We start from the raw sequence: 16,685 nt of genomic DNA, 5'->3' as shown, positions 1-16,685 counted from the left end.
TATATATTTATAGTTTATATATCTCAATATCATGAGATTAAAATCATCATGTACATAATTTTAATATGTCAGTATGCAATCAATTTTCAGGATCACACTTTAGTAAGTTACTATATATAGTATAGCTAAGAGCAAAAGTACGACCTTCGGCCGAAATTACCAACAATATAGTCTGGGCTAGTGCTATTTAACGGATGTGCAACATCATCAATCATAATCAGAGCATTGCGACTGTGCCTTATCTGACCATAATTCCAGGTTTTCCCACTCCATAGCTACTCGTCATAGCGATCATTAAACATTAATTAAGCTGTGACAGCCGCATTTTACCCTCGTAATAAAAACCCATATTATTTATTAAAAAACAATAGCCTGCTCTTATATTGCATGATGTTTTTATCATCATGTCGTGCAAAATATTACAGTTCACTGTTTATCGGCAGATTACAAAACTCTTGTACTGATAATGTTTACTTACATTCAGAGAATAAAAATTAATATAAATGAAAATAATTATCATTATTATTTTATACACATAAAAAATAGGGGTCTTCCATGATCTATGAAAACATACTGGAATGTATAGGACATACACCATTAATAAAACTATCAAGGTTATTTCCACAAGAATCAATTTCAGTCATTGCAAAAATGGAAATGCTCAACCCTGGCGGCAGTATCAAGGATCGACCTGCACTCTACATGCTCAAAGAAGGACTAAAATCAGGCTTGATCAAACCTGATAGTCATATTGTTGAAAGCTCATCAGGAAATCTTGCGATTGCTCTGGCGATTGCATGCAAAATCTATGGATTAAAATTTACGGCTGTTGTTGATCCTAAAATCGCTTCAGCAAATTTGCATATGCTCAAACTCCACAATACCCACGTGGAAATGGTATCTGAAAAAGATCAAAACGGGGGCTATCTAGAAACCCGTATAAAAACTGTCAAGCATCTGTGTAACACACTCCCCAATGCTGTCTGGATTAATCAATATGCCAACCCTGACAACTGGAAAAGTCATTATTTTGGTGAAGCCGAAGAAATTATTAGTCAAGTTGATAGAAAAATTGATTATCTGGTGGTTGGTGCCAGTACATCTGGAACGATTATGGGTGTCTCACGACGCTTAAAGGAAAAATTTCCAAATCTAAAAGTCGTTGCTGTCGATATCGTAGGCTCAGTACTCTTTGGGGGAAAATCAGGTCCCAGGGAAATCCCAGGAATTGGGGCAAGTACTGTCCCTCCACTACTCTCTCCACATGAAATCGATAAAGTCATTTATGTTAATGATTATGAATCTGCAGTCGGATGCCGGGAACTCCTGCAACATGAGGGAATTTTTGCAGGTGGTTCAAGTGGTTCTTCTATCTCGGCTATCAAAAAATTAATCCCAGATATTCCTGCTGGCTCTTGTATTTTGACCTTATTGCCTGACCGAGGAGACCGTTATCTGGATATCGTCTATGACGATAAATGGTTTGAGATGGTGAAGGAAAGATATCAGCCACAACCAGGCAAACTGCACAAAAACCTCACCTTACAAAATATTTTTTAATTCAATCACAGGACATGAATATGAGTCATCTGGCTTCAATCCGCTATCTCAGCCAATCGGATCTATTAAACCTTGGTGCAAATCACAGTAACGCGTTTATTGAGGCAATCTCTGAGGGTTTAAAACTGCATGCGAACAAGCAATTTGTACAACCTTTAAAACCCTATTTACGTTGGGAAAATGCAAATCATATTGCAGATCGCATCATTGCCATGCCGTGTTATCTGTCTGGTCATGATCCTATTGCAGGAATAAAGTGGATTGGTTCGCGTCAACACAACCCTAAAAAGTTTAATCTCCCTAGAGCCAGCGCACTGATTATTTTAAATGATGCCGACACCAACTACCCTGTTGCCGTCATGGAAGGTAGCTTGATTAGTGCCATGCGAACTGCCGCCATTACAGGGGTATCTATAAAATATCTTGCAAAAAAAGATTTTACTGATGTTTCAGTGATTGGGTGTGGTCCTATTGCACAAATGCAGGTTAAAACAGTACTTGAACAATACCCTCAGACCCGAACCATCCACCTATTTGATCTCAATCAGGATGCAGCAGAAAAATTAAAACTTCAATTTAGCAGTGAATATCCAAATGTTCATTTTGATATTCATCCGGATGCCAAATCAACGGTTCAAGCCGCAGATGTACTGATTACTTGTACCGTTTCAGACAAACCTTATATTCCGTTTGAATGGATCAAGAAAGGTTGTTTTATCTCAAATATTTCAATTATGGATATAGAACCTGAAGTCTTTTTACAGGTTGATAAAGTAATTGTAGATGATTGGGATCAATCAAATCGTGAAAAGAAAGTCATCAATGTTCTGGTTGAAGAAGGCAAATTTAGCCGTGAAAAACTCCATGCTGAACTTGGTGAAATCATTACTGGTGATAAAAAAGGTCGAGAAAACGATGAGGAAATTATTCTGCTAAATCCAATGGGTATGGCAATCGATGACATTGTTTGTGCACGTTGGTTTTTTAATGCGGCAGAAAAGCAAAACATTGGCACTGTTTTACCATTGATTTAGGAGTTCAAGATGTTGGACAGGATTTACACAGCACAATTACAAAAAATCATAGATACCTTATATATGGAAAATTATGGTGATTTCCGAAGTCATATCGACCATCAGAGCCCATATCTAATTATCTCTCTAGATAATAAAACGAATCTTTTATTAAAAAGTGACAAAAGGAGAAGTGTAAATCCTTTCCATATCATCAGCAGTGATGTCTTGATTGAATCCAAATCAGAAAATAACATCAGTCCAATTGCTCTCGAAGATGTTTTTAATTATCTCAGTCAGGCAAACTGGTGGCCCTCACCATATGTCGAAAAAGCCATTCAATATTGGCGGGATAACCTGAGTAATGCTGAAAAGATTCCATCTCTCCTCGCTGCTGTTTCTCAACAGATTTCACCGTTTATTCCTAGTGAATTATTAGGGTTAGCAACAGATCGGGCATTTCACCCATTTGCTCATGCCAAAGGACAGTTATCAGCATTATTTAAAAATCAGGAGGTTAAAGTTTATTGGTGGGCATTTAGAAAAAACGATGTCATCCAGAATATGCCATCGACTCCTTCTCAGTTTTTTGATGAACGGCAGCAAATGCCTTTCCTGGCAAATTATGTGCAAGACACAGATCAATATATCGCACTCCCCCTATTGGAGACACAGCATCAATTTCTGATATATGAAGAAAATAAATATGCTGCAATCAATTTGCAGCATGAAACAGTGATTGGTTTACCCACTTCATCACTACGTACTCTTTTCTTTAACCATGACGAAAATGTTCATCTCAAACTGTCAACAAATGCGAAAACACTAGGTGCAATTCGATCCATGCCCGCACGTTATATGTGTAATGGCTATACAGGATATAAATTTTTAAAACAGCTCATTCAACAAGATGCCATACTCAAATCAAAACTAAATTTGTCTGATGAAACAAACTGGTGGGTACTTGGAAAACAAGAGCCATTGGTCGAAAACCAGGGTGTTATTGGCTGTCAAATTCGTCAATTTCCATCACTCCAGTCGAACCCACAACTTAAACCGGTCACCATGTCTGCATTAAGTTGTTCATATCTGAATCCATGGGAAACTTTAAACCTGCAAGGCGATGTCTGGACATTACTCAAAAACCTGTGTACTGATTTTATTACAACATTTTTAACGTTATGGAGTTATGGCGTACTACCAGAGTGTCATGGACAAAACACCTTGGTTTGTTATGAAAATAATCAGATTCATTCCTTTATATTACGTGACCACGATACCCTCAGAATTTGCCCTTCTGCCATAGAAGCCAAAGGCTTAACGACTCCCCTTTATTCAATTGATACCAGCACTCCCAATAGCCTGGTTTTAAAAACCCAGACTGAACTACTGGATTATTTCATCACCCTCGGCTTACAAATTAATCTATATCCAATCGCGCTTGCAGCATTGAAATATAGCTCACATTCCGAAATTGATTTCTGGCATATGCTACACGACATCATCCTGAAGTTTACCGAAAGCCAAAATCTGGATGAAACAAGCAAGGAACTTATTTTAGAGAAAATTTTCCAGCATCAATACTGGCCATATAAACAATTAATGACCCCTCTACTCTCTCAGGAAAAAGATTCAACAGGTATGCCTAGCCGTATTGGTCAAACGGATAATCCATACCATGCCTTAAAGATTTTTGAGAATACGGCTGTAGGTCAGTAAAAGATGCGTCGATTCCATTCTGATCATTATGTACTGTTACTGAGTCAGTTTTTTTCAACATTTGGCTTGATGTTACTCATCCCGATCATGCCAATGTTTATGCAAAAATTTTCGATTCATGCGGCAGATTCTGCATTATGGGCAGGAATTGCGTTATCTGCTCCAGCTATCGGGAGTTTGTTTGCTGCACCACTGATTGGACATTATATTGATCTATATGGTCATAAAAAGACGCTCCTTGTCTCAATGTGTGGTCTATGTATTTCCATGTTTTGTATGGCATATGCAACCCAGATCTGGTTATTCATTTTTGCACGTCTTGTCTTAGGCTTTTGCAGTCTCAGTGTGGTTTTAACAGCATATATCTCGCATCTATCTGGACAATCTACTCGTGGAGTTGCTTTGGGACGACTCCATGCTGCTATCGCACTGGCATGTCTACTTGGTCCTATGTTCGGTGGAATACTGTTTGACCGATGGAGCCTGGAAAATTTACTAAGTATAAATGCTATTGTTTTAGTAGTTTTAATCATCCTTGCTTATCTATTTTTAGCAGATCAGCACCCTACCGTTCACGCTACCACCCAACTAACATCGCCTGAACAGTCCCAGTTTGATAAATCCATATTTGCATGGATGAGTGCTGGAGCCTTAGTACAGGCAGGAGGCTTTGGTCTGGTTGCCTGCTTTGTACTGTATATCGCCGAGTTAATCAAAATAACGCACTACAGTTATTCCCCAGCAACATTAACAGGCATATTACATGCGCTGTCATGGGGAGCAGCCTTTTGTGCGACCTCTTTTTGGGGGAAAAGAATAGACCATAAAGGAGAATCCTCCAGCTACTTTATCTTTGCAGCACTTATCTGTGGAGTCTGCATTTTTTCATTAAGCTGGATAAACAACCTATGGCTAGTTTTAATACTCAGAATAATCCAAGGGTTTTGTTATGCAGCGCTCATCCCCTCAGTTCTACATTCCATCACCAGTAAAACTCAGCGCAATATTCATGGAAAGATCATTGGTGTTTCTAACAGCGCTTTCGTCATAGGACAGCTTTTTGGTCCCATCGCCATCACAGTTGCCTACACCTTATACAACATCTCTATGGCATTAATCTGTACGGCTATTTTCTTTATCTGTGCAGGATTGATCGTATTTCTAAATAAATTTTTAGCAAAATCAGTAATAGAAGAGGCAAAATAATGAATTCGATGCATACCACCGACACATGGTCATATAAACTTTTTGAACAATATTTAAATACTTTTTTCCGTGAATTAAAGATTGATTTATACGACTATCTCGACTGTGAAATTGGCTCATTACCACAACGAAACACGATAGAAGCAAAGCTCCCTCTTAATTTTTCATATACATTTAAATCTTCACAGCAGCGTATTTCAGGAGAGCTACTACATTTTTCAGAAGTAGGGTTTCACCGCTATGCCAGGCATTTCCTGTTAAGTGATCAACACAATCAGCAGACTGAATATTTAACCGATCCCAAAAGATTAGCTGGATTGATTTGTGAAGAACTTGCGTTCTTATTCCAGCATAAAAAGATCAATGAAAATCTCTATACTGAAATAGAAAATAGTATCGAGAATACAAAGTTTTTTTATAAAAACAGGTCATATGACCAATCACCAATCTCCCCTAGTCAGCATTTTAAAACAGCTGAACAATGTTTGATTTTTGGTCACCCTTTTCATGCCACATCAAAATCAAATATCGGATTTACCCGGGATGATATGAAAAAATATAGCCCTGAATTAGAGGCTGTATTTCAATTACATTATTTTGCCGTACACTCATCACTGGCTCATATTTTAAAAAGTCAGGCAGATTTTAATATTCCCTTTGAACGTGAAATTATTGAGACGGCTGAAAATGTTTTAAAAGATCATGCAGAGCAATATGTCCTATTTCCCACTCATCCGTGGCAGGCTAGTTTTTTACTCAAACATCCCGAACTTGAAAGCTATATTACCCAGCAAAAAATTGTATATTTAGGGGCACTTGGACAAGATGTCTGGCCAACTTCATCGGTTCGTACTGTATGGTTACCTGAAACCGGGTTGTTTCTCAAATTATCAATAGATGTTCGTATCACCAGTTTCATTCGTCATAACCCGCTGGATGAAATAGAACGTGCGATTGATGCCAGCAAGATCATCATTCAACAAAAAATTAATGCTAATGACGATTGTCTGTCTTTTCTACCTGAACTTGAAGCCAGAACAGTCAAGATTCCTAAACTGGAAAACTCTTTTGGCGTTATTTATCGTGCAGGCTTATCCTCAAGTGAACTTGAAAATACACGGATGCTAGCTGGTCTGGTAGAAGAGAATGAACTATACCAACTCCCCATTTTAGACTTTATAGATCAGGCTTTTCACTCATCCAGCCCATCTCATCAAGACTTAAAAACATTCATACTGGACTGGTGGGAGAGATATATCAATGTCGCCCTATTACCTTTATTAAAACTATTTTCAGAACAAGGGATAAGTGTCGAAGCACATCTACAAAATAGTTTGATGGAATTTAAAAATGGCTATCCATCACGGTTGATTATCCGTGATATGGAAGGTATTAGTGTTGTTCAGGAAATGTTTAGTCAACATCAGTCAACAAAATCTCTAGCAATAGATGTTTCAGAAGACAGCACTGTCTGGTTCTCAAAACAAGATGCATGGACATTTCTTAAATACTATTTAGTGATCAACCATATTTCCCATATCCTCAGTTCTATTGCCAGAGCAACTGAAATAAATGAGTACTCATTATGGCAAAGAACCCGAACAACCCTACTTAAAGCGAATGTTTCAGATCAAACGGCGTATTACATAGATCAACTGGTAAATACCAAAACCATTCCCATTAAAGCAAATATGTTAAATACCCTGTTTCATACAGGTGGCAACCCAATTTGGGTCAATGTTCCAAACCCATTATTTAAATATCGTGGTGAAAATATGCTCACACCTTTACAAAAAACCACCCACCATATAGATGCAGAAGCACGTGTTATGGGGCAATTACTAGAAGCACTAATTTTCGAAAAAGCATTACAGTATCAGCTACAGGATGGGCGACTCAGCTTTTCAACGGGTACACAAATTTCATATACCTGTAATGCATATCAGCATTTTAGTTTTAAACGAATCAAACTTGATGCATTAAGTCTAAAACGCCACGATATAAGCACTGCCCAAACATCGGTAGTTCATTTAAAACAACTGTTACTGGATCTTCGAAACGTAATCGAAGCTGATCCTGCCAAATGGCAAAATTTCTGTGATGAACTTTATCTGAGCTATGTTAAACATGACCAGACGCTTCAAACAAGCCCGATTCATGCTCTAAGAACTCTGCCTTATTTTGAACAAGAAGCCCGTATTACGAATGCACATTTATATCATCCAAGTTTTAAATCCCGCATTGGTTTTGACCTGATTGAAAATAAACAATATGCGCCAGAACTTTCCACAGGTTTTAAAGTACAGTGGATTGCCGTTCATGAACAACTATGCAAAGTTGTTTTGAGCCAAAACCTGAACCTGACACAGCTCTATCAACAACACTTTTCGACACATGATTTACAACAGATCAAAGATGAGCTGGCACAGCAACAGCTTGATATTCATCAATACTTACTGTTTCCTGTCCATCCTTGGCAATGGGATAAGATTATCTCCCTTTACTATCATGATGCCATTCAACTACAACAAATTGTTCCCTTAAGTGCAGAAGGTCCAAGCTATCTGCCACAACAATCCATCCGTACCCTTTCAAATATCACAGACATTTCAGCTTTTTCTCTGAAATTATCGATGAACCTGATCAATACTTCTACTTCTCGTGTACTTGCACCACATACAGTTCAAAATGCAGCAAAAATGAGTGACTGGTTATATCAAATCGTTGATCAGGATCAATATTTACATACAGAACACAAACCCATTATTCTCAGAGAAATTGCAGGAATTTCTGTCAATCAGCAAATACAGCTTCCAGTTCAGTATGGCGCACTTGCCTGTATCTGGCGTGAAAGCATCTATTCATATTTACAAGATGGCGAAGCGGCTACACCTGTTACTGGACTCATGCAACTTGACATCGATGGTAAGCCACTAATTGATGACTGGATCAAACAATATGGTATTGAAACTTGGCTAGAGCATCTCTTTAATTATACCTATCTACCGATCATGCATATCCTGTGGTGTCATGGATTAGCACTAGAGTCGCATGCCCAAAACATGGTCTTGGTACATAAAAATGGTTTACCTGTCAGAGTGGCATTGAAAGATTTTCATGATGGTATTCGCTTTAGTCGCCATTTATTACGTGACCCTGAGCAACTTCCTTCACTACAGGATGCACCTGCTGAACATGCCAAAATCAATCCAAACTCATTTCTTGAAACGCATTCAGCAAATGAGTTAAGAGACTTTACTCAGGACGCACTTTGGTTCGTCAATCTGGCTGAATTGGCAATATTTTTAAACCAGCAATATCATTTTGATGAAGTTAAATTCTGGAAAATGTTACGAACAGTGATTGATGAGCATAAAGATCGCTATCCAGAATTTGCTGAGCGCTATGAGCTGTTCAACTTTACAGATGAAACTATTGATATTGAACAACTTGCCAGTCGACGTTTTTTACCTGAAATACGTCTACGCGTCCAAACTTGCCGTAATCCCTTAAGCTTTATTCAGGAACTTGAATATGAATAAACATCCAATCGGCTTCAAGCAACGCATTAAAAATCATGAGAATCTATATGGGTTATTTTGCTCTATAGGTTCCCCTGTCAATATCGAACAAATGGCATTGGCAGGCTATGACTTTATTATCATCGACTTAGAGCACACATTATTTTCCAATACATTACTGGAAACAATGATTTTGGCAGCTAAAAGCTATTATGTGGATATTCTGGTTCGTGTTCCTTTACAAGCCATACATCTGGTCAACCCCCTACTTGATGCTGGAGTCACAGGTATCATTTTTCCGAGAATCGAAAATGAAACCCAGGCAAGACAAGCTGTGCAAGCTTGTCACTATGCACCATTGGGTAGCCGGGGACTGAATTCAACTCGCCTGAACCGATATGGTCTGGATGATCTGACAACTTTCGTTAAAAAAGCCCAGGACGATACCGTTGTGATTTTGATGATAGAAACAATGCTGGGAATACAGCACCTTGATGAGATTTTGCAAATAGATGGAATTGATGTCATCCTTGAAGGTGCTGCTGATTTATCCCAATCCATGGGACTACCTTGGCAGACCACTCACCCCGAAGTTAAACAGCAAGTGGATAAGATATATCAGAAATGCTTACAGTCAGAGTCAAGTTTTTGCGCTATTCCAAGACAAATCTCTGATATTGAATACTGGAAAAACCAATCTGTTCATATGTTCGTTTTAGGCGATGATCGGAGTATTGTCAGAAAAGCCCATCAACACTACCTAGAATCATACAAGCGAGCCTGATACCCGATAAAACATCCTGTAGGTTAAAATTCCAGATAACTGTACTAAAATTGCAAACAACAACTTCTTTTGCATTTCAAATACTAATTTTGAATTTCAACCTACTAATTTTAAAATATTTTTTGTCATAAATTATTCATCTAACATATTCCTGAAAACTAGTGTAAATAATAACAATTATCATTATAATGCTCACAATCACAACAACAGCATGGTTTGATATGAAAACTAAAAATCCGAAAAGGATCTTCAAGAAAAAAAAGCTTGCTTCTCTCCTATCAAGCTTGCTTTTCGTTACACCTGCATTTGCTAACGATACCCAAGAAACACAGGAAGAACAAAATGCTGCCACAAAATTAGCGACGATTACAGTTACTGCACGTACAGATGAAGTCCAAACATCATCTAAACAGGTCACCAAGATTGATGAAAAACAATTAGATTTACTTAAAAATGGGTCATCAAATAATCTTGCAACTGTACTCGCTAAAGCTGTTCCAGGGCTTTCTGATTCGAGCCGAACCATCACTGATTATGGTCAAACCCTCCGTGGACGTAATGCATTAATTCTAGTTGACGGCATACCCATGAATCTTACCCGAGATACATCTCGCGGGCTTTCCGCTATAGATCCAGAAAGTATTCAAAGTATCGAAGTTATTCGAGGAAGTAACGCCATTTATGGTAGTGGTGCAGCAGGTGGAATCATCTCAATCACCACTAAAGCTGCAGGTGGCGAACCGACTGCAAAAACAGTGATTGGACTACAAAGCTCATTGACTAACATGCGTTCAGATGCATTAAGTGGCGATGCCCATCAATATTTCACAGGTAGTTGGAACAATTTTGACTATGCCCTAGACTTTGGCTACCAAAGAATCGGCAGCCCTTATGATTCACGAGGTAATCGAGTTGCACCTGAACCAAGTCAGGGCGATCTATTTGATGCAGATGCATATAGTGTAGGTGGAAAACTGGGATATCAGATTGATGACAATCAATACCTGCAGTTTGCTGCCAATTACTATAATGCAGAACAGGATTCTGATTATGCATCCGACCCAAGTGTTAAGCCACTTCCTATAGGCAGTGTTCCTGCAAAAGCCAAAAAAGGCTTAAAACTCTCAAAACAGAACCACAATGAAAACCAGATTTATAATCTGACTTATAGTCACAAAAACCTTTTTGGTAGCAAGCTTGACGCACAGGTCTATTATCGTGATTTCTACACTCGATTTGCACCTTTTGATGCTCGAGGGGTAAACCTGAATCGTGGTGGAAAAATCGATCAGATTTACCAAGAAAATGATGTTTTTGGTAGTCGTTTAACCGTAAGTACCCCACTTGAGTTTCTGGGTGATACCACCTTGGTCTGGGGAGGTGACTTTAGTCGTGAACGCAGTGAAATGCCTTTAGATACTTTTGACCCAACCATTTATGATCAATCGGGCGGAACTCATTTCGTCAAAAATGGCAAACTGATTTACTTGCCAGAGCTAACAACACAAAGTGTTGGAGGTTTTGCCCAACTGAAACATAGATTCAATGAGCAATGGTCTGCTGAAATCGGCACACGTTATGAAGATAGTTATGCTGAAATTGATAGCTTTGTCCCACTCTCCCAACTCAATAATCCAAATCCATACACGGTAAAAGGTGGCAAAGTCAAAGCAGATGCATGGTTATACAATGGGAATATTACATTTAGCCCTATTGATGGACAGTCAATCTATGCCTCATTCAATCAGGGATTTCAGCTTCCTGATGTTGGTGTTGTAATCCGTAATGCAACAGCTGGTTTCAATTTATCATCATCCTTCCTAGAACCTGTCAAAGTCGATAATTATGAATTGGGCTGGAATGGTGAGTTTAAAAACTTTTCATCGAGTTTAGCAGTATTCCATTCTACTTCTGACTTGGGTGGTGTTCAGTCATTTAATAATGGTCTGATTCTGGCTCGAACCAAGGAAAAAGTCACTGGTGTAGAAGCAACACTTGATTATCTGGATGATGATAAAATCTGGGGAGCTGGCGGAAGTGTTACCTGGATGAAAGGTCGAGAAACACCGCAAGGCAAGCATGAACAGGACATGACGGGCTACCGTATCCCGCCATTGAAACTCACTTCATATATTTCTTATAGTCCAACTGATACATGGACAAACCGTATTCAAGCAACCTATTTTGGTTCTGAAGATTATCGCTTAAATGGTAAAAATAGTTTTGGTCGTTACGATGTAAAAACCTATACAACGGTAGATCTTTTAAGTAGTTTTGCTTTAAATAAGAAAGATAATATTAGCATCGGTTTGGAAAATATGTTTAACCGTAAATATTATCCACTCTATAGCCAATTGTATCGAAGTAATGATAATACGAGTCATTTATTGGCTGCAGGAACAACCTTGAAAGTCACTTATAGTCATAAATGGTAAGTCATTCATCTAGCTTAACCAGTCAAATCTGATTGGTTAAGCTATTTTCAAATGGGTTCTTCAAAATTTATTTTCAATGCTTTTATATGTTTTATTGGTATTCTTTAGATATCCAAAGAAAACCATACTAACCGCAAAAAAACCATCCCTATTGCCATAATCACCCAGATGGTATCTATACCAGGTACAACTGCGAACCAATCTTTAGCATCTATAAAATGACAGCTTTGGCTGAATAGACTTTTATAATTAATATGCCAACCTATTGATTAATTTTCTGCTGAATCTGATCTATCACTTCCTGCACTGTCCGGCATCGTACCAATGAATAAAAATCAATGTTTGTCTTAAACTGATTTGAAAAATGTTTGGCAACTTTATTCAAATGTACTGGTCGTATTCCAGCAGCTATGATGTCTGTATCATAAAAAATGTCACTGGGAGAGCTTTTATATTGCCGGAGTAAATCCAAAACCATCTCATTCACATTATTTCCAGTCACAATGTTTTTTTCTGCAGACCTTGTTGCATAATTTTGGTCAAGTTGTTCCTGTGCCATTTTTTGCAATGATTTTCGATCTATCTTTCCATTACGGGTTAACGGTAACTTATCAATTAACAACCATCTCGTTGGAATATGTGAATTCGGTAAATAGATTTGCAAAAAGCTCCTAAGCGTTGAAATATCAGGCTGTTCATCCTGATGATGAATAACACTATATATTGCGACCAATTCATTGCCGTCATACACTGGATTAATACAATTGACCACGACACAATCGTGAATTTTCTCATGTTTACAAAGCGCATTTTCAACTTCTGCCGCTGAAATACGTACTCCCCTAATCTTTAGATATCCCTCTTCACGCCCTGCAAAAATAATTTTTCCATCTTCTCTAAAATACCCCTGATCACTCATTTTTAAAGCAAGCTGAGTTTCTCCAGATGGTATTTTTAACTGTATAAAATCTCTTTGGTTTAACTGACCGTTGAGCAAATAACCATTAGATAAATTCACTCCTGCCATACAAATTCGACCGATCTGTTTGACTGCACAGTGTCGGTTGTCATCATCTAAAATATAATATTCATTATTTTCAATTGCCTGACCATAAGGAATAATTTCCTGATCCTGAATTCCGATTTCATGCCAAATACTCCAGATTGTTGTTTCTGTTGGTCCACCTAATGAGATCAGTCTGGCATGAGGTAGCATTTTTCGAAGTTTCTGGATGAGACTCGGTTTAATATAATCTCCGCCTTGTGCAACCAAACGTAATGACCGGATTTGTAACATAGTGGCACAGCTCAGTAACATATCAACAATAGCAGGAACCGTACACCAGATTGAAATTCGATGCTGATCAATCAGATTTGCCCATGCAACTGCGCTTTTGACTTCATCAGGTGTAGGAATGACCAATGTTGCACCAACTGTTAATGGCGCTAAAATATCAAATACAGACATATCATGATGAAATGGCGTAGCCGCCATAAAGACATCTTGAGCTGTAATCTGCCAATTTAAAATCGTTTGCTGCAATACATTTGCCGTTGCCTGATTATTTAAAACCACACATTTAGGTGTACCCGTACTTCCTGATGTATATAAATAATAGGCAGGATTCCGATCTATCTGATAGTTAAAATCCGGAACAACCTGAGATATAGGCTGGGAAAGTATTTCTAAAATATCTAAATTTTTAATACCCGCAATAGCTGTTTGAGTTATAGCAACATTGGCACAGCTATTTTTTAATAAATATTCTAACCTTGCTTGAGGTGATTCCATATCTACAGGTAACCAGATGATACCTGAAAGAGCGCATGCCAAAACTGTATACACATGTTCAGGGCGCTTGCCCACACATATTGCAACTACATCACCCTGTTTTAACCCAGCTTTATTAAAAGCTGTCATCAACTTCGCTACATGCTGTCCTAATTCACGGTAACTAATGCTATTTTCACCGTAAACGAGCGCCACTTTATCAGTTGAATTTTGAAATAAATGATGCTCAATTTTTGCCAAATAATTCATTAAATCTAAGTGATCAAGCTTTTGCAAAACTATTGGAGTTTCAAGTGTTTTATCTTGATCAGACAGATGAACCGCTGGTACTTCTTGTGAAATCTGATCAGATCGTGGTTGTAATGCTTGTGTAACCTGCCCTGTAATTTCATGCTGAATATTCATTTTTCTACCAATCATAAACAATATGTTTATTTAAATTTCTCTAGCAACCAAGTGTTGCACCACCATCAATCACAAGATCATGCATTGTGATATGAGAAGCCTGATCACTAATTAAGAACATGACCGAGTTTGCAATATCCTTGACTTTGGCAATTTTTTTTAGCGGAATTCCAACCTTAAACTGTCCTAAATTACCTAAAATTGTGTGTTGCTCACCTTGAGAATCTTTCCATAATTGATATTGCATAGGTGTTGCAGTAGAACCAGGTGAGATTACATTTACCCTTACTCCATACGAAGCCAGTTCCAGAGCTACAGTTTTAGTAAAATAGGTTAGAGCTGCTTTTGATGCTCCATAGGCTGACATATACATGCGAGGGACATGAGCCGCATTTGAAGAAATGACAACCACATTACCTGACATCTTCGCTTTAAAATAAGGACTTAAATGCTGCAAAAAATAAAATGGTGAAAACAAATTCACCGCAAAGGTTTCACGCCATTTTTCAGGTGAAATTTCTTCATGCCCCCCCATGTGCAATACACCTGCCACATGAATAAAATAATCTGGTGGACTAGACCTAAGAAGATTTTGACATATCTGATTTACCTGCCCATCATCCCGAATATCACAAATATGTGAAAACTCTTGCAATTCATTTGGAATATTTTCCTTCGACTTATCAATTCCAACGACATGAATTCCATCTGAAATCAGGCGTTGCATAATTTCTGCACCGATCCCCTGATTCACTCCTACCACCCAAGCTATTTTTTTATCTACCACAATATTCATACCTTTCTTGATCATTTTTCCTTATTAATTACTCTCCATAAAACATCTAAATAATTTCTGTTATATATCGCACGACTCCCAGATTTCGATTTGCATATTCTGAATTTATTTCCAAATCAACTTTTGCAACCAAGTAATTGTTTGTTGCTTGGAGTTGGTAAGGTTTTACTGCCGAGGCATCCATACATATTCCTATTTAGTAATTATTATTCGCTCAATATTCTGTTAAGTATCAGTATTAAATATATTTAACATCGTCTGCATCTTGACTTCTGTCTCATGCCATTCAGCCTCAGCATTTGAGCCTTCAACAATTCCCGCGCCAGCATACAATCGCATTTTGTTCTCGTTGAGCAAACCACAACGAATAGTCACAACCCATTCACCATTACCATTGGCATCCATCCAACCCACTAACCCCGTATAATAATTACGGTCATATCCTTCATACTCCAGAATGAATTGTTTAGCTAAATGTGTAGGAGAACCACAAACTGCTGGTGTCGGATGTAACGCCAAAGCCAGATTCAGTGCATTCGGTGCACTACTTTTTAAAATGCCCTGAAATTCTGAAGATAAGTGCAACATAGTTGAAGTTTCCAAAATATCCGGGAATTCAGATACTTTTAACTCGACACAATGCGAAACCAGATTTTTCAAAATATTGTCTACAACAATTTTATGTTCGTTTTGATCCTTTACCGAATCATGTAATTCCTGCTTCCGTCTGGCATTATTTTCTAAATCTTTTGATCTTGGTCTGGATCCAGCTAATGGATTACTCATGACCATTCGATTTTGTTTGGCTAACAACAATTCAGGGCTAGCCCCTAAAATGTAGTCATGCTCATCAACGGGGATAACAAAGTTAAATGCATAAGGATTTTGTCCCAGTAAAGCATATAGCAAAGATTCTGGATTTTGCTTATCTTCAAATTCATATTCAACAGCTTGAGATAAAACGATTTTTTCTAATTCTTTTTTTGAAAATGTATTTAATGCTTGCTCTACATTTTCAGTAAACCTGTCTTTATGAATCAGCGAAAACTTACTAACAATTTCACTTGAATTATTTAAATTTATCTGTTGCTGATTTTTTTGCTGCAACTTCTCATAACTAGCATAAAAATTAAGTGAACTGTTTCTTGATATATCAAAAGGAATTGCCCCTATCATTATTGGATTTTCATATCCTGCCTGTTTAAGGCAATCAAAACAATTTTCAATTTCCTCATTTAAAACAGCTTTATCTATCGCTGGCGTTACAATAGTTTGTATAAAATCACGTGCAGTCAAGTGATAGTTTTTTGTTGAAAAATATGAATATTTTTCATTTTCAAGATGTTTTAATCCTTCTTTGCTTAATGTCTCAGTTAGCATAATTTGTGTTTAACCTCTCGCATTTATTTCGTTAAGGTTTATATCTATCTTATAAATTTGTATTGTTTAAAATC

At 37.7% G+C, this 16,685-nt stretch carries 11 protein-coding genes; 7 read left to right on the top strand and 4 right to left on the bottom strand.

Going from position 1 to position 16,685, the window contains the following annotated elements:
* The first annotated feature begins 555 nt into the window (after window positions 1–555).
* The 7 genes from sbnA to KPC_RS09665 all read left to right on the top strand — a co-directional run bounded on the left by sbnA (window position 556) and on the right by KPC_RS09665 (window position 12,238).
* Entirely contained in the window at window positions 556–1,560 is a 1,005-nt protein-coding gene (gene sbnA, locus KPC_RS09695) for a 2,3-diaminopropionate biosynthesis protein SbnA (RefSeq protein ID WP_121974172.1), read from the top strand.
* Between the two features lie 20 nt (window positions 1,561–1,580).
* A complete protein-coding gene (sbnB, locus tag KPC_RS09690; protein ID WP_121974171.1) occupies window positions 1,581–2,594 on the top strand; it encodes a 2,3-diaminopropionate biosynthesis protein SbnB in 1,014 nt (337 codons plus the stop codon).
* A gap of 9 nt (window positions 2,595–2,603) precedes the next feature.
* On the top strand, window positions 2,604–4,292 hold the full coding sequence (locus KPC_RS09685; protein ID WP_121974170.1) for an IucA/IucC family protein: 1,689 nt from the start codon (window positions 2,604–2,606) through the stop codon (window positions 4,290–4,292).
* Between the two features lie 3 nt (window positions 4,293–4,295).
* The gene (locus tag KPC_RS09680; RefSeq protein WP_121974169.1) at window positions 4,296–5,498 is read left to right on the top strand and encodes an MFS transporter; all 1,203 of its coding nucleotides are present in this window, start codon (window positions 4,296–4,298) and stop codon (window positions 5,496–5,498) included.
* Complete coding sequence (locus KPC_RS09675; RefSeq protein ID WP_121974168.1) at window positions 5,498–9,040, top strand: IucA/IucC family protein; 3,543 nt, start codon at window positions 5,498–5,500, stop codon at window positions 9,038–9,040. The genes KPC_RS09680 and KPC_RS09675 overlap by 1 nt, the downstream gene beginning before the upstream one ends.
* Window positions 9,033–9,803: an HpcH/HpaI aldolase family protein gene (locus tag KPC_RS09670; RefSeq protein ID WP_121974167.1), complete on the top strand. Its 771-nt coding sequence runs from the start codon at window positions 9,033–9,035 to the stop codon at window positions 9,801–9,803. Before KPC_RS09675 ends, KPC_RS09670 begins: the two co-directional genes overlap by 8 nt.
* Before the next feature lie 221 nt (window positions 9,804–10,024).
* Entirely contained in the window at window positions 10,025–12,238 is a 2,214-nt protein-coding gene (locus KPC_RS09665) for a TonB-dependent receptor (protein WP_121974175.1), read from the top strand.
* A gap of 262 nt (window positions 12,239–12,500) precedes the next feature.
* On the opposite strand, the gene KPC_RS09660 is transcribed toward KPC_RS09665, so the two are convergent.
* The 4 genes from KPC_RS09660 to KPC_RS09650 all read right to left on the bottom strand — a co-directional run bounded on the left by KPC_RS09660 (window position 12,501) and on the right by KPC_RS09650 (window position 16,614).
* Window positions 12,501–14,279, bottom strand: a complete 1,779-nt coding sequence (locus tag KPC_RS09660; protein WP_121974174.1) for an amino acid adenylation domain-containing protein — start codon at window positions 14,277–14,279, stop codon at window positions 12,501–12,503.
* Window positions 14,280–14,475: 196 nt separating this feature from the next.
* Window positions 14,476–15,231, bottom strand: a complete 756-nt coding sequence (gene dhbA / locus KPC_RS09655; RefSeq protein WP_121974173.1) for a 2,3-dihydro-2,3-dihydroxybenzoate dehydrogenase — start codon at window positions 15,229–15,231, stop codon at window positions 14,476–14,478.
* Between the two features lie 46 nt (window positions 15,232–15,277).
* Window positions 15,278–15,415, bottom strand: coding sequence for a hypothetical protein (locus KPC_RS20375; protein ID WP_171334461.1), 138 nt, complete (start codon window positions 15,413–15,415; stop codon window positions 15,278–15,280).
* Between the two features lie 41 nt (window positions 15,416–15,456).
* Window positions 15,457–16,614 (bottom strand): isochorismate synthase, encoded by a 1,158-nt coding sequence (locus KPC_RS09650; protein ID WP_121974166.1) that lies wholly within the window; start codon window positions 16,612–16,614, stop codon window positions 15,457–15,459.
* Between the last annotated feature and the right edge of the window lie 71 nt (window positions 16,615–16,685).

Source organism: Acinetobacter stercoris (assembly GCF_900323515.1).
GTDB classification, from domain to species: Bacteria; Pseudomonadota; Gammaproteobacteria; order Pseudomonadales; family Moraxellaceae; genus Acinetobacter; species Acinetobacter stercoris.
Note: the sequence above shows the minus strand (reverse complement) of the source record. Positions and strands in the feature narration are given on the sequence as shown.